Source organism: Thermodesulfovibrionia bacterium (genome assembly GCA_030646035.1).
Taxonomy (GTDB): Bacteria; Nitrospirota; Thermodesulfovibrionia; order UBA6902; family UBA6902; genus JACQZG01.
Genome location: JAUSMY010000056.1, coordinates 70,013 through 91,752 on the forward strand (window position 1 = coordinate 70,013; position 21,740 = coordinate 91,752).

Genomic DNA, 21,740 nt, shown 5'->3' on the forward strand with positions numbered 1-21,740 from the left:
GAAATTTATGTTATATATATAACTCAAATGGAAAACATCAGATTGAATAAAAAAATATTATTAAGCCTTTTTTCGGTTTTTATCATTGTGAGCCTCTTGATCTCATGTGCCCCGGCTCCCGCAAAGAGTTCAAAGGGACGCTTCAAACCTAAGGAGTGCCTTGATTGTCATAAAGGCATGCTTCCGGAACTTAATAAGAAGGTTGTGCACTCGCCTATGAAGAGCCTTGAATGTGAGAAGTGCCACCTGCGTCACGGACGGCTTACTATACTGTCACTCGTTGAAAGGGATGAGAAGAAGCTGTGTTTCATATGTCATACTGAGCTGGACTCAAATATTCAGAAGATGTCAAATGTTCATACAATAATAGTACACGGGAAATGCCTTCCCTGTCATGACCCGCATGCTTCGGACAATAGCCATCTTCAAAAAGAAGCGGGCAATGCTAATTGCCTGTCCTGCCATAAAGATGAGTCATTCAGCAGGGCAAAGCGCCACAAGCCGCTTGATGACGGCTGTCTTGTATGTCATGCGCCGCATGGTTCTAACTATAAGAACAACCTTATTAATGAAGAAGTTAAACTTTGTGAGTCCTGTCATGGTTATACTGAGTCCAAATTTAAGGCTGCGCATAAAAACTACCCTGTTGAGAATGGCAAGTGCACAGGATGCCACACGCCTCACACTTCATCCAATGATAAGCTTCTGAGGGAGTCGGTGCATGCCCCGCTTGCAAGCCTTCAGTGTTCTTCCTGTCATAAACCGTATAATGACCCAAAACCTTTTGAAACCATTGCCCCTGACGGAGAATTGTGTTACACATGCCACGCAAAGGAGAAGAAAAGTTTTGATACCGCATACACACATCCTGTGACCAAAGAAGGCAAGTGTATGAGCTGTCACAGCCCTCATGCCTCTGATTTTCCAGCTGTTACATTAAGGGACAAAAATTCCATATGTACTAAATGTCATACAGACAAGCCTGATATTAAAGTATCTGTTCTTCATAAACCTATCAGTGATAAAGGCTGTACAGCTTGTCATAACCCTCATGCATCAGAGAACCCGCTTTATCTGAAACTGCCTGAGAAGGAGATATGTTTAAGCTGTCACCCCGGTGTTAAGGAAGAATTGAAGGATGCTGTTTTGCATAAGCCTTTCTCCGGTTTAGAGTGCACCGGCTGTCATGATTCGCATGGAAGCAATAATCAGTATATGGCCAAGTACCCGGCTGCTGACCTTTGCTATACCTGCCATAAAGACAAGGCAAAAGATTTTTTCAAAACATATATCCATACCCCTGTTAATAAAAGTGAGTGCTCTTCATGTCATAAGTCACACTCATCTAAATACGCTAATCTTTTGAATGGTGATAAGGATAGTATCTGCATGCAATGCCATGAGAGCATGATGCTTCAAATTGAAGAGGGAACAACACATAAGCCTTTCATGGATAAAAAATGCAGTGCATGTCATGACCCCCATGCAAGTGATAATGAAGGCACTACTGTTACGCCTATGACAGAGCTTTGTTTCAGCTGTCATAAAACAATGGAGGCTGCTTTAAATGCCAGCTCTAATAAACACCTTCCGGTAGAGGCGGGTAAGTGTAATTCATGTCATAATCCGCACAAGGGCAAATTAAAAAATCAACTTTTGGCTTCACCTAATGAGCTCTGTCTAACATGCCATGACCGGATAGTGACAACCACCTCGAGAAAAGGCCATATTTCCATGGAGGTGGGCGATTGTCTAAGCTGTCATATATCACACTATTCTGATTCCCCGTATCTCTTAAATGATTCTGACCCATCTTTATGCCTTAAGTGCCATACGGTTGATACTGAGAGGCTCCTCAAGGCACATAGATCGCCGCTTAAAGAGATCACTCAGTGCGGCAGCTGCCATGAGCCTCATGTTACAGAAGGCCCGGGGCTACTAAAGAAGGTACTGCATGAGCCCTTTAACAGAGGAAAATGTGAGGAATGCCATGAATAAAACAATATTCAAACTAATTTCTTTGAGAGCAGGATCAGGAGAGGCGCGGAAATTCTCTTTAATCTTTGCTTTCATGCTCGCGCTCCATTTGATTTTTTGCAGCTATTCCCATGCTGAGATCAAGCTTAAAGCAAAAGAGCCTGCTTCATGTTATAAATGCCATAATGAACTTAAGGAGAGGCTTTCTGATAACTTCACACATTTTCTCTTTAAGCAGGGGAAGTGCAGCACCTGCCATAATCCTCATGTAAGCAAGGACAGGGGGCTTATAAGGGGAGATATCAACCCTCTCTGCCTTGGATGTCATGACTCTATTGAAAAGCTGGTAAATAATGCAAGGCAGCATAGCGCTATCAGGGATGGCTTATGTACTGGATGTCATGATCCCCATAGCAGTAAGAACAAAGGTCTTATTAAAAAGGATGAAAAGGAGATGTGCCTGGAATGCCATGAGGACCTTAAGTTACAGCTTGAGCGCGCCTATGCATGCCGCCCATTTAAGAAAGGGGAATGTTCAGCCTGCCATAACGCGCATGGTTCTCAGGAGGCTAATCTCCTGATTGGCGAGCCGGGCAAGACCTGTAAGAAATGCCATACCTTAATAAACTGTAAGGCTGGTAATGTGTCGATCTCTTCAGTGACCAGGAATATGAATTGTATCTCATGCCATTCAGGCCATAGTTCTGATGAGAAAGGCGTGTTAGGCCCTTATGGCCATAAGATGTTTATTTCGAAAGAGTGTGATAAGTGCCATAAGCCATTCAGCGAAGGCGGTAAAATAACAACTAAGCTTGAAGGCGAGAAGCTCTGTTTAAGCTGCCATAAAGAGGATTCTTTAATTATTGAAGCTGATGTTCATGGGAAAGACTCCAGTAACTCTTGCTCAATGTGCCATACTCCTCACTCATCAAACAGGAAGGAAATGACCGTAGACGAGGGAATTATGTGCACTAAATGTCATCTGGATACTGAAAAAAGAACAGTATTTATGGAGAAGGCGCTGAAGTCCGAGAGGGAGTGCGCGCCTATAAAGAACAGGCAATGCTTTGAGTGTCATGTGCCAAAACATTCCAGCCGGAAACTTAATTTTAGGGAAGATGAGTTCATATTATGCAATGAATGTCATGAGACCCAGCATAAGATCACTCATCCACTCGGCCCCGATGTAATAGATGTGCGCAACGGCCAGCCTATCACGTGTATCTCATGTCACAGCATGCACGCTGCCAAAGCTCAGTATATGCTGACACATGATGGTAAACGGACCTTATGTATCCAGTGTCATAAATATTGATGTTTATCAATGGCATTTTCTTTGCTATATCTCTCAATTATTCAAGAAGATATTTTAAAAATATCTTATGAGATCAGTATTTTTATTACTAATATGCCTCTTAAGTACAGAGTTTTTTTTTATAGGTGATGTAAGCGCGGACATGACCGGAAGCTTATGTACTGACTGCCATACTATTCATAATAGTGAGGGCAATCAGCCTGCAACATTTGACGGCAGCTGGGCTCCGTATCTGGCACTGTTACGGGGTTCATGTGAAGGGTGCCATACTTCTACTTCAGCCTCTGTATGGCAGAGTTCTATAGCCGGCGCACCCATCGTATATAATTCGCTTGAACCCTCATACGGCAGTAAAGGCCTTTCAGGCGGGAATTTTTATTATACGAGCACAGCTTCTGATGAGCACGGACATAACATATTCTCATCAAACCCTGACAGCAGTTTAGGCAATATCCCTCCCGGAGGTTTGGATATTGGACAGCAGTTGAACTGCTCTGGAACATATGGCTGTCACGGGCATAACGGAAGGCAGAGCGGAGATACTGCGATAGATGACCAGCTGATTGCCGTAATGGGCGGCCATCACGGTCTTAGTTCTCCTATGACAGGCAGCATTGCCGAGGTCTCTAAAAGCTACAGGTTCCTCCTTGGTATAAAGGGAGTTGAAGATCCAGATTGGGAGCATGACAATGTCAACACGAGTCATAATGAGTATCAGGGGTCCACAGCAGGCTCGACAGATACAATAAGTTATTTATGTGCTGAGTGCCACGGTAATTTCCACACATGGGAAGGCACTGAGGTTGGTACTGCTTCACCATGGCTAAGGCATCCGACAGATGTTTTGCTGCCTGCGTCTGGTGAATACGCAGCATATACTAATTACAGTTTATTATCACCGGTTGCCAGGCAATCTCCTGACCTGGTTGCTGATACGACTTTGGTTAATCTTGGAAGCGATACTATCATGTGTCTTTCATGTCATAGGGCGCATGCTTCACCTTACGATAAGATGCTGAGGTGGGACTACAAAAATTCGACATTATCTACCGCGCTTTCCGGCTGTAACGTATGCCATACATCAAAGGATTAATTACTATATGAAAATAAACATAAATATTGACCGCAGAATATTTTCATTAATGCCATTCTTATGTATATGTGTTCTGTTTTTCTTTTGCTTAAATCCTGACTATGCGGGAGCGGGAGCTTATCTTAGCTCTGCACATGGAAATTCTTCCTATGGAGCAAAACGAACTGCTTCAGGGTTTCCTGCCGATTATCCAAAAGGCTTATGTGCCCACTGTCATGAACAGCATGCAAGCGTAAATAATTCTGAACCTGGCCCGTCTGGCGGAGCACCTTCAGCGTACGAACTTTTTTATGATAATCATATATCCCAGACTGACGGGATCTGTTATGAGTGTCATAAGGATTCGGGGTCTTATCAAACAGGCGGGAGCATCGTTAACAGAAGCTATAGTTACAGGGCAGGGGGATGGTCCTCAGACACTGTGAATGACATTCTTGAGGCATTTTCATTCAGCTCACCTGATTCATCGCATAACCTTGATGATATCAGGACATTTACTACAGGCAGATGGGGATATACTGCAAATTCTAATCCCTGTGCTGCGTGCCACAATCCGCATTCTTCGCAGGGAGACCCGGCGAATGCCGCGAATAGCACCAAAAGTGATGCAACACGCGGCTGGATTGTGTCACGCCCATCTCTGCACAGTACTGACAATAATGCATGGGGTTTATTGGGGGATGTTGCAGGTGAGAGGATGAGTATATATAACTATCAGGCGCCATATTGTTATAGTACAACAACTAATTATGAACCTGACGGCTCAACTACGATACAGGATGGCTCAAACCTTACTGATTTTGTTTCATTCTGTTCAGATTGCCATAACAATACAAACACCATAAACAGCACTGCTCTCGGCAGAAATATCTATCAGTTCAACTGGAATACTGAGCAGCATGGTGGCGGTGCGGCAAGTTATGGCTGTGCAGATATTCTACCGCCTTATCAGGTGTCCCAGTGCGGGACATACGTGCTTTCCTGCACTGACTGTCATGAGCCTCATGGTTCCCCGAATTTAATGCTGATAAGAAAAGAGGTCAATGGAGCAGAGGTAACTGTAGATGATGAAACAGGAGTGGGCCCTTTTGACAGAGTAAACACAGAATGGATGTCATTATGTGCGAGATGTCATGATGGGTTGGATACTACTGATGGCAACCATACACATCCGTTCTTTATCCCTCCTCAAGTTTCCGGCTGTTCGTCATTTCAATGCCATGAGGCAGGGGATGCTTACAGGGTATGTACAGAATGTCATTCTCATGGGAACCAGGATATAGATGGTACGCCGTTTGGCGAACCTCTGTTATGATAAGCAAAGGAGGTATGTTATGCATAAATTAGTATCAATAATCCTGATTGTTTTTATATTAGTTGCAGGTGTAATTACTTACTCTGTATCAGAGACCGCAAGATCTTCGGTTATGTTGGAGCAGAATATTAAAGATAATATGGACGCACATATTGAAAAAGTAAAGCGCAAAAACCCGGCGCGATACCAGGCTATGATGGAAAGGGCTAATGATACTGTTACAGAATGTCTTAGTTGTCATATTGAACTGGTAGAGAGTAAGGAAAATAAAACAAGAAAGTTTCCTGTGAAGTAAGTTATCTTGAATCCCCCGATTTTCTCTGCAAATAACAGACAATTCAATAGTCTGCATCACGTAATTATTTAAGAGTTTTTTCAATGGTTATGTGGGAAAATTCACGAATATGTGTCTTATGACGCATTTAATGCCTTTTTTGTCTAATATTTAAACAAAAAACAACATATTTTCAGGCATATTTATTGCTTATAACATATTGTAAGTCAAATTATGAGTCAAACTGATATGCTGGATAATCTGAACAAGAAAAAAATATTGATTGCTGATGACGAAGAGCTCATAGTATGGTCTTTAAGAAAATACTTTGAGGCTGATGGTTATCATGTAGACATGGTTCATAACGGCAGTGACGCTCTTATGAGGCTTAAGAACAATACTTATAATATTATTGTCACAGACCTCTTTATGCCGGACATGAGCGGTATGGAAGTTTTAATTAAGATGAAAGAGAACGGGATAAGGATACCTGTTATTATTACATCAGCTTATTTTTCAGAAAAGATAATGTCTGAGATCATGAATGAAGGAGCATTTAAATGTATTAACAAGCCGTTTCAGATGGAAGATGTTCTTGGCGCGATAAAAGAGGCTGAGCATTTCAGTTATAATTTATAATTAACTACACAAGTATTATACTTCAACTAACCCTCGCTGCAATTCACCGATTTATAAAGAATGCTTATAACTTTTTAATATCTTTTAAATTCCTTTTCTGTTCATCTGTGTGTATCATAAACCAATTTGTTATCTCAAGTAGCGAAAATATACTTTATAATTATCTCCATAATTGTGATTACTATGGGATCAGCCGCTGCAAAGGAAATAACGTTTGATACCAATGTTCACTTTACAGGGAACTATTGTGACGAGTGTCATTCTGAAATACCTGAGAAGGGTAAAGAGAAGCACTTGAAGTATGGCAATGATTACATCAAGACCTGCAGATGCCATGAGTACACACAAGGGACATACATCCATCCTGTTTTTGTAAAACCCTCTGAAAATAAGAAGTCCAGAATACCGGACACATTTCCTTTAGTCGACGGCGAGATTTCCTGTATAACCTGTCATGATATTTACCTTCAGTGCCAGGACAGAGTTGTCTTGAAATTATTTAACAGGCGTTTCCTCAGAGGCGGGCCTTTTCTGCATAGGACAGATATGTGTTTTAACTGTCATGATAAGCATGAGTATGAGCGGCTTAATCCTCATGACCAGATTGATGAACACGGGAACCTGAATGAGAAAAAGTGCCTGTATTGCCACACTGAGAAACCTGATGAAAAATTTGGGTCATTTAAAGGGGCTTCCTTTGGAAAAGAAGTAAAGCTTATTGGAAAGCTTGAAGTGTTATGTATAAGGTGTCATCCTAAAAATGAGAAATTACATCCAATAAATGCAAATCATCTTCAGAAACCGTCTTCTGCTACACTGGTAAATATAAAAGAGTCAGAAAAGAAATATCAGGTCATTTTGCCCTTAAACAGTGAAGGAGAGATTACATGCGTGACGTGTCATAATCCTCATGAAAAAGGTGTGTTGCCTGTTAAAAAGGCTTCTGCAAAAGGAGCCAGTGAGAAATACAGGCTTCGTTTATCAGGCATGACCGGTGAGATATGCAGGGCTTGTCATAAGAAATAAATCAGATGGAGGTGAAAGTTTGAAGCATTTAAAAGGCGTAACTTTTTTTTCATTATTTGTTTTTTTACTGCTGTTTTTATGTTTTGTTTTTGTTTCTGCTTCAGATGCTGCCGACAGTGAGAATTGCCTGATGTGCCACAAATACCGTTTTCTGGGCAGGATTGATGAGCATGGGAAAAAAAGGAATTACAATGTTGACGAAAATATTTACAATGAAACTGTCCACAGAAATGTGCCATGCAGGGACTGCCATACCTCAATCCAGAATCTTCCGCATGAGCCTATAACCGATGAGGTCAACTGCGGCAACCAGTGCCATATAAAGCCGCCGTTTGCCAAAGAGAACTTTTCTCACAAGGCTATCATTGATACCTATAACAAGAGCGTGCACGGCGCCAAAAGCACTGATTCAGATGAACTCAAGGCTGCAAAGCCTTATTGTAAATACTGCCATCTGAATCCGCGTTACACAAAGGTTGAGGAGGAGAGGGTATCAAGCTCAACTTTGGAGAGATGCTTCAACTGTCATGAGGAGAAGGGAGTTACACAGGCATATAAACATATCACTCACCGCCTGCGGCATAAGACATCACGCTCGCGTCAGGAAATAGTTGAACTCTGCTCAAAGAACTGTCATGAAGATGTTGACAAGATGAAGAAGTTTAGAGTTTCTGAGGAGAGCCTTGAGTCTGTCGAGACATATAGGCGTTCCATTCACGGCAAGGCTGTTGCTTTAGGATCTGAGATGACTGCTGATTGTGTAAGCTGTCATGCCACAAGTAAAATCCATGACATATACAAAAAGGATGAGTCAGCATCCACTGTGAATAAAAATAATCTTAAAAGGACTTGTCAGCAATGCCATTTGGATGTGACCAGTAAATTTGTTCAGATAGATGTCCATTCAGGGATTACCAGTAGCGAGAAACCTTTTCTGCATTTTCTCGAGATCCAGCTTGGTTTTGTCCTTTATGGAACGATCTTCGGGCTTCTTGGCCTGGCTCTCATAGAGACAATCGGCAGAAAGAAGGACGGAATTAAATGGCAGATAAAGGGCGGAACAACGTGGCGTGGAAAATCAAAACGAGGTTTTGAAGATGAGTAAATCAATAAAATATTATACGGAGGAATCATGACAACATCTTCTGAAACAGTAGTTAAATCTGCAAATGATTCACCGGCAGAAGGTGGAAATACGCATTATGTGAAAGGTGTCGGTCATATACCGAGGGATATATATAAATATGTAAAATCAAACCCCCTCGGTGATATGCCGCGGTACTCAATCCATATTGTTATACAGCACCTGGTAGTTTTTCTTACCTTTTTGGTGCTTGCTGCCACAGGACTGCCGCTTCATTTTGGTGATCTTTTCTGGGCGCCATTGATACTTTCACCTTTTGGCGGGCCTGATTCAGCAAGGGTGATCCACTGGACTGCTGCTTTTATTATGGTGACGGCTTCAGTCTATCATTTGGGAACAATTATTTTGGGGACTCTATATAAGGTTCAGAATAAAAAGTTCCATTTACTGCACACTCAAATCCCGACCTTAAAGGACCTCCAGGACATCAAGCATGATATAAGATATTTTCTTGGCAAAGAGAGGTATCGTCCTGAGATGGGCAAGTTTATGTACAAGCAGAAATTGCATTATCTTGCGATAATCTGGGGAACATGTGTACTGGTAGTTGCAGGCAGTACCCTTCTTTTTCCTGAGACAATGTCAAACTTCTGGCCTAATCCCAGGTTTGCCCAGGACCTTGCCAGGTTGATGCATGCTGATGAGGCTATCATGGCTGCTGCTGTAATCGTATTCTGGCATTGGTCTAATGTTCATCTTGTTCCCGGAAGGTTCCCTTTTCAGTGGACCGTCCTTACCGGAAAGATAACCAGGGAACATCAGATAGAAGAACACTTTCTCGAATATGTTGATAATCTGAAAGAAATGCCGGCAGAGAGGGAGTATCTCAGGAGTGTTATGAAAGAAAAAGGATATATGACAGAAGGAGGTGAACGTTAATTGTCCGGAAAACCTAATAGACTGGATCATCCTAAGATTGTATATATTATGGGTGCTTTCTTTATGATCATCACCTTGACGACAGTTGTTGGTGTCTTATACCATCTGACATTTTCTCATCATGGACCTGCTTTGCTTACTCCGTTCAAGGAGAAGATAGAGGAGAAGAACCGCTCTCTCATAATGGAAGAAGTTAAATTTCTCGAGGAGCAGGAAAAGCACAGGCATTTCCATAACATAGCCGAGTTTCCGGAGATGCCTGAAGATATGCGGCCCGTCTGTTTTATATGCCACTCTGATTATCCGCATAGCAAGAGCAAGAAGGTCAGGGCGCTCTTAAATATGCACACACAGTTTTTTACCTGTGAGGCCTGCCATTTTGAAAACAAGCCGGGCATCCAGACTGTCTTTTCATGGTATAACCCGATGGATGCGAACCCAAAAGGGCCTTTCTTTGGTACAAGTTATGATTCTGAGTCAGGAAATCTCGAAGCTGTTAATGATAAGTTTTCAAAGATCACAGCCTTTATCAAAAAAGGAGGAGATCTTGAATCTACAATGCAGAAGCAGGATGCCCCGTTAGCGCTGGATTATGTGAAAATAAGAGATCAGCTGACTCCTAACGAGCGTGACAATGTAAAGAAGAAGTTTCATGTCAATATCAAGCCGAAAGGCCATGAATGTAAAGAGTGCCATGACAGAAAGAGTATCCTTGATTTTAATAAACTCGGATTTTCCGCTAATAGGATCGTTGATCTGGAGCAGCTCAATATTACAGGTATGATAACCAAGTATGAAACGTTCTACTTGCCTAATCTGTTCAAGGATGAGTAGGCATTGCAGTTCGTGTATGTTATTTTGTTTATTAAATGACAAAATAGTCTGACAATATTTTTTCTCCCCCCCTTTTTAAAGGGGGGGAGTTTCTTTATAATACTGCATAAACTGTGTCGCAAACGGTTATTTGTAATATCTTCACTCCATTATTGGAGATTTGCCTCAGCTTAAAGGATGTTATTCTATGAAGAGAAATTCTATAATAATTTTATTTATATTTACTCTACTGATCATTGGTATTCCTGCCGCATCTTTTTCATTTAATTGTGTTAATACCAGATTTCTTTTCCATATCACTGGTGATATGGATCAGCCGAGTGATCTTTCAGACGGGCCGAATGGGAATATATATATTGTCGATGGTGTTAACAACAGGATTGTTGCGGTTGACAGTAACGGAAGCTTCAAGTTTACATTTGGCAAAGAAGGATCCGGAGAGAAAGAATTCAATATGCCTCTAGGCATTGATGTTTATGTTGACGGCAGAGTATTTGTTGCGGATACACGGAACCAGAGGATTCAGGTATTTGATGCCGAAGGAAATTTTCTATTTATGTTCAGCACTAAACTTGATTCAGACAGAAACCCTTCTGATCCGGTGGATGTTCTGGTAACCAAATTTAATAACGGATATATTTATGTATCTGATAATAACAACCATGAGATAAAGGTCTATGACCTTAAAGGTAAGTTTAAATTTAAATGGGGGAAGTTCGGCGAAGCATCGGGTGATTTCAGATATCCGGCCACGATGTCCAGTAATGCTAATAATGAAGTCTTTGTTGTTGATGTATTAAATACCAGGGCTCAGAAATTTTCTCCTACAGGCAACTATATTAATGATATAGGTTCATGGGGTGTGCACCCTGGCGACTTCTTCAGGCCTAAAGGCATTGCATTGTCGCATCAGGGCTGGGTATTTGTCAGTGACAGCTATATGGGTGTTGTTCAGGTATTTAATGATCAGGGCCAGTTTGACGGTGTGATATGTGAAAACAATAAAAAAAGGGTATTTAAAACCCCTGTCGGTATTTTTGTTGATAAAGATAACAGGCTGATGGTAGTTGAGATGATAGCAAACAAGATAACAGTATTAAAAATAGTTGAGTAATGTCCGGTGGTTCTTTTCTTATGTTTTATATAATTAGATTAACTAAGTTTTCTTTGCTCATAATTATTCTTTCTGCTTTTGCTTCTGAGACTGCTGCTATGGATGTTTCAGCCAAACGGGACTGTGGTATGTGCCATCTGACATGGATGAATGACTTCAGGGAATCTGAAGAGACTCTGATTCCGTGGCAGTCTGGCAATGTTCTCAAGAAAGACACCCAAGGGGTGGAAAGCTCTGAGGAGATATGTTACAGCTGTCACGACGGCTATGTGAATGATTCGCGTAACATAACATGGAGATTTAACAGGCATCCTGTTTTTGTTAAGCCGTCTAATAAGGTTAATATTCCTGACTCATTTCCTCTGAGCGTTAAGAATGAGATATATTGCGGCACATGCCATTCTGCTCACGGCAAAGGTGCTGCTGCTACTTCAGAAAATACAAAAACATCGCTTTTCAGAGAGATTAATATTGACTCCAGCCTTTGCGAGATGTGTCATGTTGACCAGGCTAATTTCAGATCCTCTAACAGCCATCCGGTTCATGTAAACTCAATGAAACTGCCTGATAAGTTGTTTGAGGCAGGCGGTATTAAGGCATCTGATAAAAATAAAATGATTTGTCAGTCATGCCACAAGGTGCATGGTGCAAAAGGAAAAAAACTTCTTATAACTGAGAATGATGATTCAAGTCTTTGCATGATATGCCATGAAGACAAAAAGAGCATTGCCGGCACAAAACATGACTTAAGTTTGACACTGCCTGATTCAAAAAATTTAAAAGGGCAGACACCGTCTGAATCAGGCCCTTGCGGCGCATGCCATTCCCCGCATTTCGCTGTCGGCAAAAGGCTGTGGGCCCGAACTATGGGGAAAGGCAATCCTGCAGCCCAGATGTGCCTTACATGCCATGCAGAGGATTCAGGATATAAAATTAAAGGCGTAGGTGAGTTCTCACACCCTATTAACATTAATCCGGCTTCTTCAACAACTATTCCTGCGGAGCTTCCTCTCTTCTCACCTGAAGGGGCAAAGATCTCTAATGGGTATGTCCAGTGCTTTACCTGTCATGATATTCACAAGTGGGACCCGGAAAACCTAAGCAATAAAGGCGGCAAAGGTGTAGAAGGTGATTCATCAAACAGTTTCCTTAGAATATCCAATAGCTCAGGGTCAAGCCTCTGCATCGGGTGCCATGTTGATAAGAAGCAGTTGGTATATTCTGACCATAATCTTGAGGTAACTGCACCTGACGAGAAGAATATTCAGGGGGTTAATACAAAGGCCTCAGGGCCATGCGGCGCATGCCACCTTCCGCATAACGCATCTTCATACCGTCTGTGGTCAAAGAAGCTTGCAGAAGGGAACATAACAGGGCAGCTATGCAGCGTATGCCACAATAGTAAAGGCCCGGCAAAGGCTAAGCTTATCGGGGATTATTACCATCCTTTGGACGTGACGCTTGATAAGTTCAATATCGTTACAATGCTTCCGCTTTATGATGATGCCGGGAATAAAACACCTGAAGGGAAACTCGTCTGCCTTTCATGCCACGACCCTCATGTGTGGGACCCTAAAAACTCATCCTTTATTGGTGAGTATCAATATAAAAATGTTGAAGGCAATGCATGCAATAGTTTCCTCAGGAAGCCTAATTCTCCGGCTTCCGACCTCTGTGAGAGCTGCCACAAAGATCAGGCGCTTGTTGACGGAACCGACCATGATCTTAATGTTACAGCTCCTGACGCAAAGAACCTGCTCGGCCAGACAGTAAATGAATCAGGACAATGCGGTGCCTGCCATCTTGTTCATAACAGTACTAACCAGTTAAAGCTTTGGGCAAGGCCTTACCTGCCCTATTCCTTCCAGGGTGGAGTTGTTGAATCTTTATGTAACAGCTGCCATTCTACGGATAAGATAGCGAAATCGAAGATACCTGTAATTGCCACGCATCCGAAGGATAAGCTTGTAAATAACATCCTGAGATGTGACAGAGCAATGATAGATTTTGCTCCGCTGTTTGATGAAAAGAGCGGTGCTTTTACCAATTATGGGAATATTTCATGTCCGACCTGTCACAATGTCCACCAGTGGAGTCCATTATCAAAGACTAAGGGTGTCGGCAAGAACATTGAGGGTAATGCAACAAACAGTTTCCTGCGAAATGTCAGTTACAATAATATCTGTATAGACTGCCACGGGTTTGACGCTATTTTTAGGTATAAATATTTTCATGACCCTGATGACAGAGTAGAGAAATTTCAAAAATAGAAATTCAATTACGGGTCTGAGAAGGGGAGTTAGAATCATATTGCTATTTATAGTAATATTTATGGCACTTAGTGCATAAATCAAAAGGATCCTTCGCTTCAAGCGCCCACAGGTTAGGATAATCTGATGCATGAGGATTGTGGCAGCTTGCGCAAGAGAGTTCCTTTCCCGGCCTTATAGGGTCCGGTTTGCCCTTTGTAGGATGTCCGCCTTGGAGGAACATTCCTCCCACGATATGCTGTCCTGTTTTTTTGTCATCATGGCAGCTTGTGCAGAGATCCCATGACGGTTTGACCAGATTAAATTCATATGGGGATGAGTGAGGGCTATGGCAGATCGCGCATCGTCCAATGTTAACAGGGCCGTGGATGATCTTTTTGCTTTTCCATTCATTTTTCTGTTCTATGTGGCAGCCGAAACAGACCTCTGAGTCGGGTTGTTTTACTGAGTATTTTGGGGTGCTGTCAGGGTTGTGACAGCTTAGACAGCTCCAAACAGAAGCAGGGCCATGTACAAAGGGATAAGAGGTTATCTTTTTATGGCATGAATAGCATGTTGACGTCTTGTTTATATTAGCTAAATTATCCTTAATATATAATTCAGAATATGTTGCAATATTAACCGACGTCCTGTCTGTATCCTTTGGAGTAAGGTCATGACACCCGGAACACTCTTTGTGGGCATTCATATGAAAAAGGTCTTTAGTGAAATCAGGAGGCGGATTTCTATAGGAGCTTTCAATTTCTGAACGGCGGAATATGGTTAAGACTACATTTTCTAATGCTTTGTTATTTTTATAAGCTGTTATATTTATACTGTTCAGCCCATATATCAAAGGAACATTGAAACACTCAGTTTTGCTGTCAGGTATTATATCTCCATCAATCTTGTTTTCTGCTTTTACATGTATCTTGTCTACTAAACTTAAAGGCACACTTAAAGAAATGTCGGCGTCAAATAATTCTCTTATGGTCTTGTCAGGAGGGTAATTAATTGTAATGATCTTCTGAACGGCGGATACCTTTTGACTTATTATTAGAAAAGCCAAAATGAAAGGTAGATATAGATATCTTATTTGCATTTTGAAGAAGATGACGGCAGCAGGTTCTTTTCTAATATATTATGTACAGCTTTTTTATACATCTCTATTGACCTGTCTTTTTCACCCTTTAGCTCATAGGCCCTTCCCAAATCATAATATGCCTTTTGAGAGTAGGGGTTTGATACTGTTGCTGAAGTGAGGATCTCAATGGCTTTATCAAGTTCATTTTTGAGGATATGAACCTCGCCAAGCCCTGTTTTAGCATCTTTTGAGTCAGGTTCCAGTTCGATTGCTTTATTGAAACTTGCAAGGGCTGGATCGGCTTCCTTATTTCCAAGCAGCAGAAAGCCCAGAAGTATATGAGATTTTGCGATATCGGACTTTGACTCAATAGATTTCTTTATTGTCTCAATTGCCTGACCTGAAAGTCCTGAACCAGCAAATTCCAGAGCAAGGTTGTATCTTCTCTCTGCCTCATTTGCAGATTCATCAACATTCTCTTTTCCTGGGGAGAGGATTTCAGTCAGTGAATCTTTATCTATCTCTCCCAAAGCTAACCTGATATAACCTTCAAGTGCAGCTGCATAAGTGAGAGGATGTCCGGGAAGTATGTATGAAAGCTTGCCCTCTTTATCGATTATCACTGTTGTGGGGTAAACACGTATTTGATACTTATCATATACCTTTCGCTCGTTATCTAAAAGAATAGGGAACTCGATCTGGTTAGTATCAACCATATTCCGGACAGCATCATTTTTAACGGCATCAGCTATTATCCCTGCAAATTGAACACCCTTTTTGCCGTATTTCTTAAAGATGTCCTGAGCATCATCCAGTGCCATGGCTGAACGTGCATGTTCCGGATTCCAGTAAATAAAGACCAGGATGCTGTTTTTATAGTCAGTTAATGATAGTACTTCTCCTTTTAATGTCATAAGTCTGAAATCAGGAGCTGCGTCCCCGGCCTGAAGGTCATCCGCGTATGCAATCGGACTTATAAGGAGCATGATTGATAATAGGATTGTTAAGATCATTCGTTTGTTACCATTTTTGTCCTGTTATATTCTTTTATCTTATGACAGCCCGGCAGACAGCTGCCGCCGTCATTTGTTTTCTTGAAGTTTATAGGGACTTCCCATGAGCCGAACGGGACAGAGTCTCTTATATGTTTTGGATGATTGCTAGCATGTGTTTGATGGCATGAACGGCAAGTCCGGCCTTTAGCCGGCTTGTTAACGTGTTTAAAATGCAGATTAACTTTCCCGTTGCGAAAATTTGTAAGAGTTGTAGTCTCCAGATCCTTAACTATCGATTCCTCATGGCAGCTGAAGCATAGTGCGTAGTTGCGCGCAGAAAAAGGTTCGTAGAAAGAAGCGGGATAAAACTCTCTCAGCATCCTGAAATTATCCGAGCCGTGTGTGTTGTGACAGCCGGAGCAGTCTTTCTGTTTTATCGGGCCGTGATGATCACTGTTTTCATCGAGAAGTTTTTTTAGATTGGTTACAATGACCCCGCTTGGGGTTTTTCGGTCCTGATTATGGCAGCTGAGGCACAGGTCCATAGGAGGTTTTGCTAACATCTTCGGGATATTTGAAACATGCGGCTCGTGACAATTAAGGCAGGATCTGTCTTTGTCAATAGCCCCGTGCTTATTAGCAACCTTGCTTACCCACTCTTTCATATCAGTATGACATCCATAGCAGAGGTTTGGTGCCTCATCGGAAAGCATGTATTTTTTTGGAGCTGAGTGCGGGTTGTGGCAGTTTACACAGTCTTCTGCTACCGGAGTATGAATAACCTTAGCTTCCTGGAATTCGGCAGCTTTGTCAGTATGACATGTGTAACAAAGAGCTGGACTTTGGGTCTTGAGATTTTTGGCAAAATTTGCAGTATGCGGTTCGTGACATGCGATACACCCTCCAACAGCCGCAGGCCCGTGAACGAACTTTTCACCTACTATCTTATCGTCATGACAATCAAAACAGAGTGCGGAACCCTCTTTGTTAAGCTGAAACTTGTATGGTGAGCCATGAGGGTCATGACATGCAAGGCATTCCCCTTCTTTTACAGGAGCATGGGTGGTCTTTTTAGGATCAAAAGTATCATGGCATTCATAGCATTTCTTAGCTACATCTTGTAATGGCTTATATTTATTATTCTTAGGATTTGTACTATGGTTTGGTGACTTCCCATGACAAGCCTCACATTCTCCGGCAGCAATAGGCCCATGCACATATTTCTGTTTATCGATCTTGGTATGACAATTTGCAGTAATACACCCGGTTTCCTGGGCAAATGATTGCGTATATGAGCCTGAAAACAGGAATGAGGCAATAAATATCAAAGACATAACGACACTTTTTTTCTGCATGAGTCCTCCTGTATATATGTATAAATGAATGAAATATTATACTTAATGCAGTATACCAATGCAATTATGTTATTACTAAGATTTATATAAGGATGATTTTGAGTCTATATGTTATGGCTGGTGGACGGTAGGGGAGTCGAACCCCCGACCCCCACGTTGCGAACGTGGTGCTCTCCCAACTGAGCTAACCGCCCTGTCAAACCGGTAACGAGGAATTATCAGTGAGTATTTATTGGTTCAATTGAACCAATCTCAGAGAGCCATATCATTCAAAAACATTCCATTCTTACAGCGTAGTGACTTAATTGACGCTTAAGTAATTGTTTAGTATTATAACATTTGTCTTGTTATACTGAATATATTATATAAATAAATATAACAACAAAACTATTTCGTGAAATGCCGTATTAAAATATTATCATTTAACCTTATTCATAACAAAAACAATATTCATAACAAAAACAATGGCTGAAGTGAAAACAAATAAAAAAAGAAAGGTAATTATACGCATTCTGATAGCAGCGGTATTCTTCGCTATCGTGCATTTTCTTTTTAGAGGGCCATACCTTTCCAATTCTATCAAGAGGGTTGTAATTCCTGTTCTGGAAAATGTTACCGGCAAAAGAGTAATAATGGACAAGGCGGTCATCAACCTGTTTCCTTTTTATATCCAGGGGAAGAGCGTCAAGTTTATAGATGAAGACGGAAAGAGACTGCTTTGGATCACTAAGTCGCGAATTTATTTGGACATCATTGGGCTTCTTTCAAAAGAAGTCAGGATAAGAAGGATTGCTCTAACAGAACCGAAATTAACCATAACTGATGATGAGTTAGCTGAAATAATAGAGCGTATAAAGGCTGGCCTTTCAGTTTCCGGGCCAGACCAGTTCAAGGTGAGCTTAAAGAGCCTGAAGCTGACTGATGGGGAATTCACTTACACGGCTAAAGGCGGTTCAAATACATTTCTTGGGAATGGGCTTTATGCGGATATGCTTATTAAAGACACGGCTCAACTTGATTTCAAACTTGATCAGGGAACACTGAACGTAAAAGATCTCTCCGGATTTGATTATAAACTTAAAGGGCGATTAATTATAGCAAATGGCAGGGTCAGGATACCTGAAATAGTTGTGTCATATTCAGATTCCAATATAGCTGCGGCCGGGGAAGTGTCTTTTAATAATTGGAAGATAGGTAATGGAGAGTTTAGCGGTAAGGCAATTATTCATGAAGCTGATATCGGCAGGATTTTTCGCGCTGAAAACGAAACAGACGGAGTTCTGACTTTAGACGGTACAGTTGGTATTGATAGTGATAATAATTCTGATATTCCAGCTTTTGCTTTAAATCTGGAAGGCAACGGTCATTTCTACCTTGAAACTCTGATGGATATACTGAAAGTTAAAGAGAATGTAAAGGGCAGAATAGCTGTAAACGGAAAGATTACCGGCGTGTTCCCTGAGATAGTTGGAGAAGGTGATGCTAAAATTAATGATGCAGAATTTGGTAGATTGCCTATTGATAGCGGACTGGGCAAGATAGAATATAAGGACGGCAGGTTCGTACTATCAAATTTTACCGCGCATGCTTATGAAGGCGTGCTTAGCGGCAATGCGCATATCGATATACCCATAGGAGACTTTGGCGTTACTGCATCGGTCACAGAAGTTGACAGTGTTAAACTTATGAACTATATCGGATGGGATGCGCCGTTTCGTCCCGGCTGGATAACAGGTAATTTTGATCTGCTGAAGATCATAGGCAAGGATATAGATGTTAATGCTTTTTTGAGTTATAAAAATACCACTGACTCGGATGAGAAGTTCATAGACAGGATAAAGGGCGTTGAAGGGAATATTGTTTTTTCTGACAAAGTTGTAACCATAAGCAACTCAAAGATTTCTTCATTGAATACCACATTATCTATAGACGGCACAGTCGATACTAGGGATAAGATATTCGGCCTTGATGTTCAGATTGACGGCAGGGATATTGCTGACCTTTCAGCACCATATTACAGCGATATAAAAGGCCAATGTAATTTTACAGGAAAGGCATCAGGCCCTTTTGAAGACCCTGTGATTACAGGAACCTTAAAAATGGGCCGGGGGCATATCAACGGTTTCAAAATCTCTGATGCATCAGCTGATATAACCCGAAGTATTAAGTCGCTCGTTGTACGTGACTTGACCGTTAATCAATCCGGAGCCAGCCTTAAGCTTAAAGGAGGCATTGATTTCCAGGGCTCAAGCGGGCTCTTTTCCTTTGATTCTCCCTTTTATAATGCGAAAGCTTCATTCAATAATATAGAGGCAGAGTCATTAGCAGATGCATTTTTTAAAACGTTGAACCTGACAGGACGTTTAAATGGTGAGATTAGTTTCAAAGGTGATAATAAGGACTTTACAGGTGACGGGCATCTGGTTATCACTGAAGGCGATATATACGGCCAGAAATTCGATAAGATATCTGCTGATCTTATACTGGATTCTGAAAAATTGGATATCAGATCAGTTGATATGAGAAAAGGAGGTTCTGGCATTGCTGCAAGCGGGAGTTTATATTTTGATAAACGTTTTAAAATATCAGCCGGGAGCGAAAAGGTCAGTTCTGAGGATATCTCATATTTAACAGGCTTGCAGTTAGCCTCTCTCTTCACTCTGAAACTGGATGGCTCAGGCACATTTGAAAAACCTGATGTTAGTTTTTCTGTCGGCCTGCTGGACAGCAGTTTCAGAGGGGTTGATATAGGAGAGGGTAAAATTACCGGGAGTATAAAAGGGCATAGGTTATCTGCAAGGGGCAGTCTGTTAGATGATAGAATAACTGCTGATGTGAAAGTGGTTCTGTCTGAGTCGCCTTCATGGACCGCTGACGTTGATTTCAAGAAAGGCAGATATGATTTTCTTCTGGCAGGGCTTATTAGTGATCCTCCTAAAGACCTCTCTGTATTTGCAGAAGGCCATATCAGTGTGAAGTCGGAAAAAAGCAAGATATCAATGGGCTCGAGGTTTAATTCCTTAACCTTCAGCCTTTACGGTTATGACTTCAGAAATAACGGGGATATTATTCTTGATCTTAAAGGTGATGATCTTAGCATAAAGGCTTTTTCTCTTGTCGGGAAGGATGCAAACCTGAATATTCAGGGAGATGTTTTTTTGGGTAAAAGCTATGATGTTAACCTTGAAGGAGATATTGACCTGCTCCCTCTTCAGGTATTGACAGACAAGATAACATCTCTTGAAGGGCGAGGTAATTTTGCTGTTGACATAAGCGGTAATTGGGGCAAACCCGAGATCATTGGAGAGCTTGATGTCAGAGGCACCACGCTTGGATTTAAAGGTTTCCCTCACAAGATAGGCCCGCTTAATGGAAAGGTCTTTTTTAACAGGGACAAGGTTATCTTCGATTCAATTAAGGGTGATTTTGCCGGAGGAAAGGTCATTTTATACGGCGCCGGATATCTTGACAAATTATCATTTAACAGGCTTCTTGTTTCAGCTGATATGACAGCAATTAAGCTCAGCCCGATAAAGGGGGTCAATGCCGCTTTTGACAGCAAGCTTTTTTTTGAAGCATCATCTAAAGGGTCAAGCCTGACCGGTGAGATACTTCTTAAAAAAGCTCAGTATAAGAAGGATGTAGAGTTTAAAAAACTGTTTCTGGGGCTTAAAGAAATGGATGTGATCTCATCAAAGCAGACATGGTTTGACAAGACATTGCTGAATATAAGAATTGTTGGAATTGAAGACATATATATTGATAATAATATTGCTAAAACACCAGTTAGGGTTGATTTGACGCTGACCGGAACTCCTGCAAGATACGGTTTGATAGGACTTATTGAGTCCGGCGGGGGATCGATATTTTTCAGGGGAAATGAGTTTAAGCTTTTGGAAGCCAGTAGTGTGGATTTTGTCGCAGCTGACAATGTTTCTCCCATATTACATTTAAAAGCTGAGACCTCAACAGGCGGATATCGCGTAAAAATGAACCTTGACGGCCCGCTTGATAATTTTACACTTACGCTCTTTTCTAACCCGCACCTTTCAGAAATGGATATCCTTACGCTCCTTTCTTTTGGAAGTGTAGGTGCTGAAGGCAGGGGAGTTGAAGGCGGGATGGCTGCAAGCCAGGCCACGTCTCTCCTGACAGGCGGAATTACGAGTGAAGTTACAGAGGGGTTTAAGTATATTACAGGATTTGATCGTTTTGAAGTAGAGCCTCATACTACCGCTACCGGATCAATAAGTCCCAGGATCACCGTTGGCAAACGTTTTCTGGATGAAAAGATGTCAGTTGTATACTCAACTTCTATAGGCTCTACAGAAGAGAATGTTGTAAGAATGGAATATGATCTCGGCAACAATATTTCCATCGTCGGTTCAAGAGATGAGATAGGCAGCACAGGAGCGGATGTCAAGTATAAGTTTAAATTTAAGTAGCT

Annotated in this window: 16 protein-coding genes and 1 tRNA gene; 13 read left to right on the plus strand and 4 right to left on the minus strand. The window is 41.5% G+C overall.

Translation table 11 applies throughout. The annotated features are described in order from the left end of the window. The first annotated feature begins 42 nt into the window (after positions 1-42). From Q7U10_09020 to Q7U10_09075, 12 genes are all read left to right on the plus strand, one after another. Positions 43-1,998 (plus strand): cytochrome c3 family protein, encoded by a 1,956-nt coding sequence (locus tag Q7U10_09020; protein MDO8282741.1) that lies wholly within the window; start codon positions 43-45, stop codon positions 1,996-1,998. Further along, complete coding sequence (locus Q7U10_09025; protein MDO8282742.1) at positions 1,991-3,292, plus strand: cytochrome c3 family protein; 1,302 nt, start codon at positions 1,991-1,993, stop codon at positions 3,290-3,292. The genes Q7U10_09020 and Q7U10_09025 overlap by 8 nt, the downstream gene beginning before the upstream one ends. A gap of 142 nt (positions 3,293-3,434) precedes the next feature. Further along, complete coding sequence (locus Q7U10_09030; GenBank protein ID MDO8282743.1) at positions 3,435-4,385, plus strand: cytochrome c3 family protein; 951 nt, start codon at positions 3,435-3,437, stop codon at positions 4,383-4,385. Between the two features lie 421 nt (positions 4,386-4,806). Continuing rightward, positions 4,807-5,700, plus strand: coding sequence for a cytochrome c3 family protein (locus Q7U10_09035; GenBank protein MDO8282744.1), 894 nt, complete (start codon positions 4,807-4,809; stop codon positions 5,698-5,700). Positions 5,701-5,719: 19 nt separating this feature from the next. Further along, positions 5,720-5,995, plus strand: coding sequence for a hypothetical protein (locus Q7U10_09040; GenBank protein ID MDO8282745.1), 276 nt, complete (start codon positions 5,720-5,722; stop codon positions 5,993-5,995). 228 nt (positions 5,996-6,223) lie between these two features. Beyond that, positions 6,224-6,613, plus strand: a complete 390-nt coding sequence (locus Q7U10_09045) for a response regulator (protein ID MDO8282746.1) — start codon at positions 6,224-6,226, stop codon at positions 6,611-6,613. 183 nt (positions 6,614-6,796) lie between these two features. After that, complete coding sequence (locus Q7U10_09050) at positions 6,797-7,639, plus strand: hypothetical protein (protein ID MDO8282747.1); 843 nt, start codon at positions 6,797-6,799, stop codon at positions 7,637-7,639. Between the two features lie 19 nt (positions 7,640-7,658). Next, positions 7,659-8,744, plus strand: a complete 1,086-nt coding sequence (locus tag Q7U10_09055; GenBank protein ID MDO8282748.1) for a hypothetical protein — start codon at positions 7,659-7,661, stop codon at positions 8,742-8,744. 27 nt (positions 8,745-8,771) lie between these two features. Continuing rightward, complete coding sequence (locus tag Q7U10_09060; protein MDO8282749.1) at positions 8,772-9,662, plus strand: hypothetical protein; 891 nt, start codon at positions 8,772-8,774, stop codon at positions 9,660-9,662. Between the two features lie 63 nt (positions 9,663-9,725). After that, a complete protein-coding gene (locus tag Q7U10_09065; protein MDO8282750.1) occupies positions 9,726-10,496 on the plus strand; it encodes a hypothetical protein in 771 nt (256 codons plus the stop codon). Between the two features lie 187 nt (positions 10,497-10,683). Continuing rightward, entirely contained in the window at positions 10,684-11,610 is a 927-nt protein-coding gene (locus Q7U10_09070; GenBank protein ID MDO8282751.1) for an NHL repeat-containing protein, read from the plus strand. Positions 11,611-11,663: 53 nt separating this feature from the next. Next, positions 11,664-13,880, plus strand: a complete 2,217-nt coding sequence (locus tag Q7U10_09075) for a cytochrome c3 family protein (GenBank protein MDO8282752.1) — start codon at positions 11,664-11,666, stop codon at positions 13,878-13,880. Positions 13,881-13,923: 43 nt separating this feature from the next. On the opposite strand, the gene Q7U10_09080 is transcribed toward Q7U10_09075, so the two are convergent. The 4 genes from Q7U10_09080 to Q7U10_09095 all read right to left on the minus strand — a co-directional run bounded on the left by Q7U10_09080 (position 13,924) and on the right by Q7U10_09095 (position 17,487). Further along, entirely contained in the window at positions 13,924-14,928 is a 1,005-nt protein-coding gene (locus Q7U10_09080; protein MDO8282753.1) for a cytochrome c3 family protein, read from the minus strand. Positions 14,929-14,951: 23 nt separating this feature from the next. Further along, positions 14,952-15,956 carry a redoxin domain-containing protein gene (locus Q7U10_09085; GenBank protein MDO8282754.1) on the minus strand — a complete coding sequence of 335 codons (1,005 nt, stop codon included), beginning with the start codon at positions 15,954-15,956 and terminating at the stop codon, positions 14,952-14,954. Continuing rightward, positions 15,953-17,293: a cytochrome c3 family protein gene (locus Q7U10_09090; protein MDO8282755.1), complete on the minus strand. Its 1,341-nt coding sequence runs from the start codon at positions 17,291-17,293 to the stop codon at positions 15,953-15,955. Before Q7U10_09090 ends, Q7U10_09085 begins: the two co-directional genes overlap by 4 nt. 118 nt (positions 17,294-17,411) lie before the next feature. Beyond that, positions 17,412-17,487: transfer RNA gene (locus Q7U10_09095), tRNA-Ala, on the minus strand. A gap of 270 nt (positions 17,488-17,757) precedes the next feature. On the opposite strand from Q7U10_09095, the gene Q7U10_09100 reads away from it, so the two are divergent. Beyond that, on the plus strand, positions 17,758-21,738 hold the full coding sequence (locus tag Q7U10_09100; GenBank protein ID MDO8282756.1) for a translocation/assembly module TamB domain-containing protein: 3,981 nt from the start codon (positions 17,758-17,760) through the stop codon (positions 21,736-21,738). Positions 21,739-21,740: the final 2 nt, after the last annotated feature.

Excerpts from the sequence above, each read along its gene's own strand:
- Q7U10_09025 (MDO8282742.1), top strand. The coding sequence starts at position 1,991 with ATGAATAAAACAATATTCAAACTAATTTCTTTGAGAGCAGGATCAGGA.
- Q7U10_09030 (MDO8282743.1), top strand. The coding sequence starts at position 3,435 with ATGACCGGAAGCTTATGTACTGACTGCCATACTATTCATAATAGTGAG.
- Q7U10_09040 (MDO8282745.1), top strand. The coding sequence starts at position 5,720 with ATGCATAAATTAGTATCAATAATCCTGATTGTTTTTATATTAGTTGCA.
- Q7U10_09045 (MDO8282746.1), top strand. The coding sequence starts at position 6,224 with ATGCTGGATAATCTGAACAAGAAAAAAATATTGATTGCTGATGACGAA.
- Q7U10_09050 (MDO8282747.1), top strand. The coding sequence starts at position 6,797 with ATGGGATCAGCCGCTGCAAAGGAAATAACGTTTGATACCAATGTTCAC.
- Q7U10_09060 (MDO8282749.1), top strand. The coding sequence starts at position 8,772 with ATGACAACATCTTCTGAAACAGTAGTTAAATCTGCAAATGATTCACCG.
- Q7U10_09065 (MDO8282750.1), top strand. The coding sequence starts at position 9,726 with ATGATCATCACCTTGACGACAGTTGTTGGTGTCTTATACCATCTGACA.
- Q7U10_09070 (MDO8282751.1), top strand. The coding sequence starts at position 10,684 with ATGAAGAGAAATTCTATAATAATTTTATTTATATTTACTCTACTGATC.
- Q7U10_09085 (MDO8282754.1), bottom strand. The coding sequence starts at position 15,956 with ATGATCTTAACAATCCTATTATCAATCATGCTCCTTATAAGTCCGATT.
- Q7U10_09090 (MDO8282755.1), bottom strand. The coding sequence starts at position 17,293 with ATGCAGAAAAAAAGTGTCGTTATGTCTTTGATATTTATTGCCTCATTC.
- Q7U10_09100 (MDO8282756.1), top strand. The coding sequence starts at position 17,758 with ATGGCTGAAGTGAAAACAAATAAAAAAAGAAAGGTAATTATACGCATT.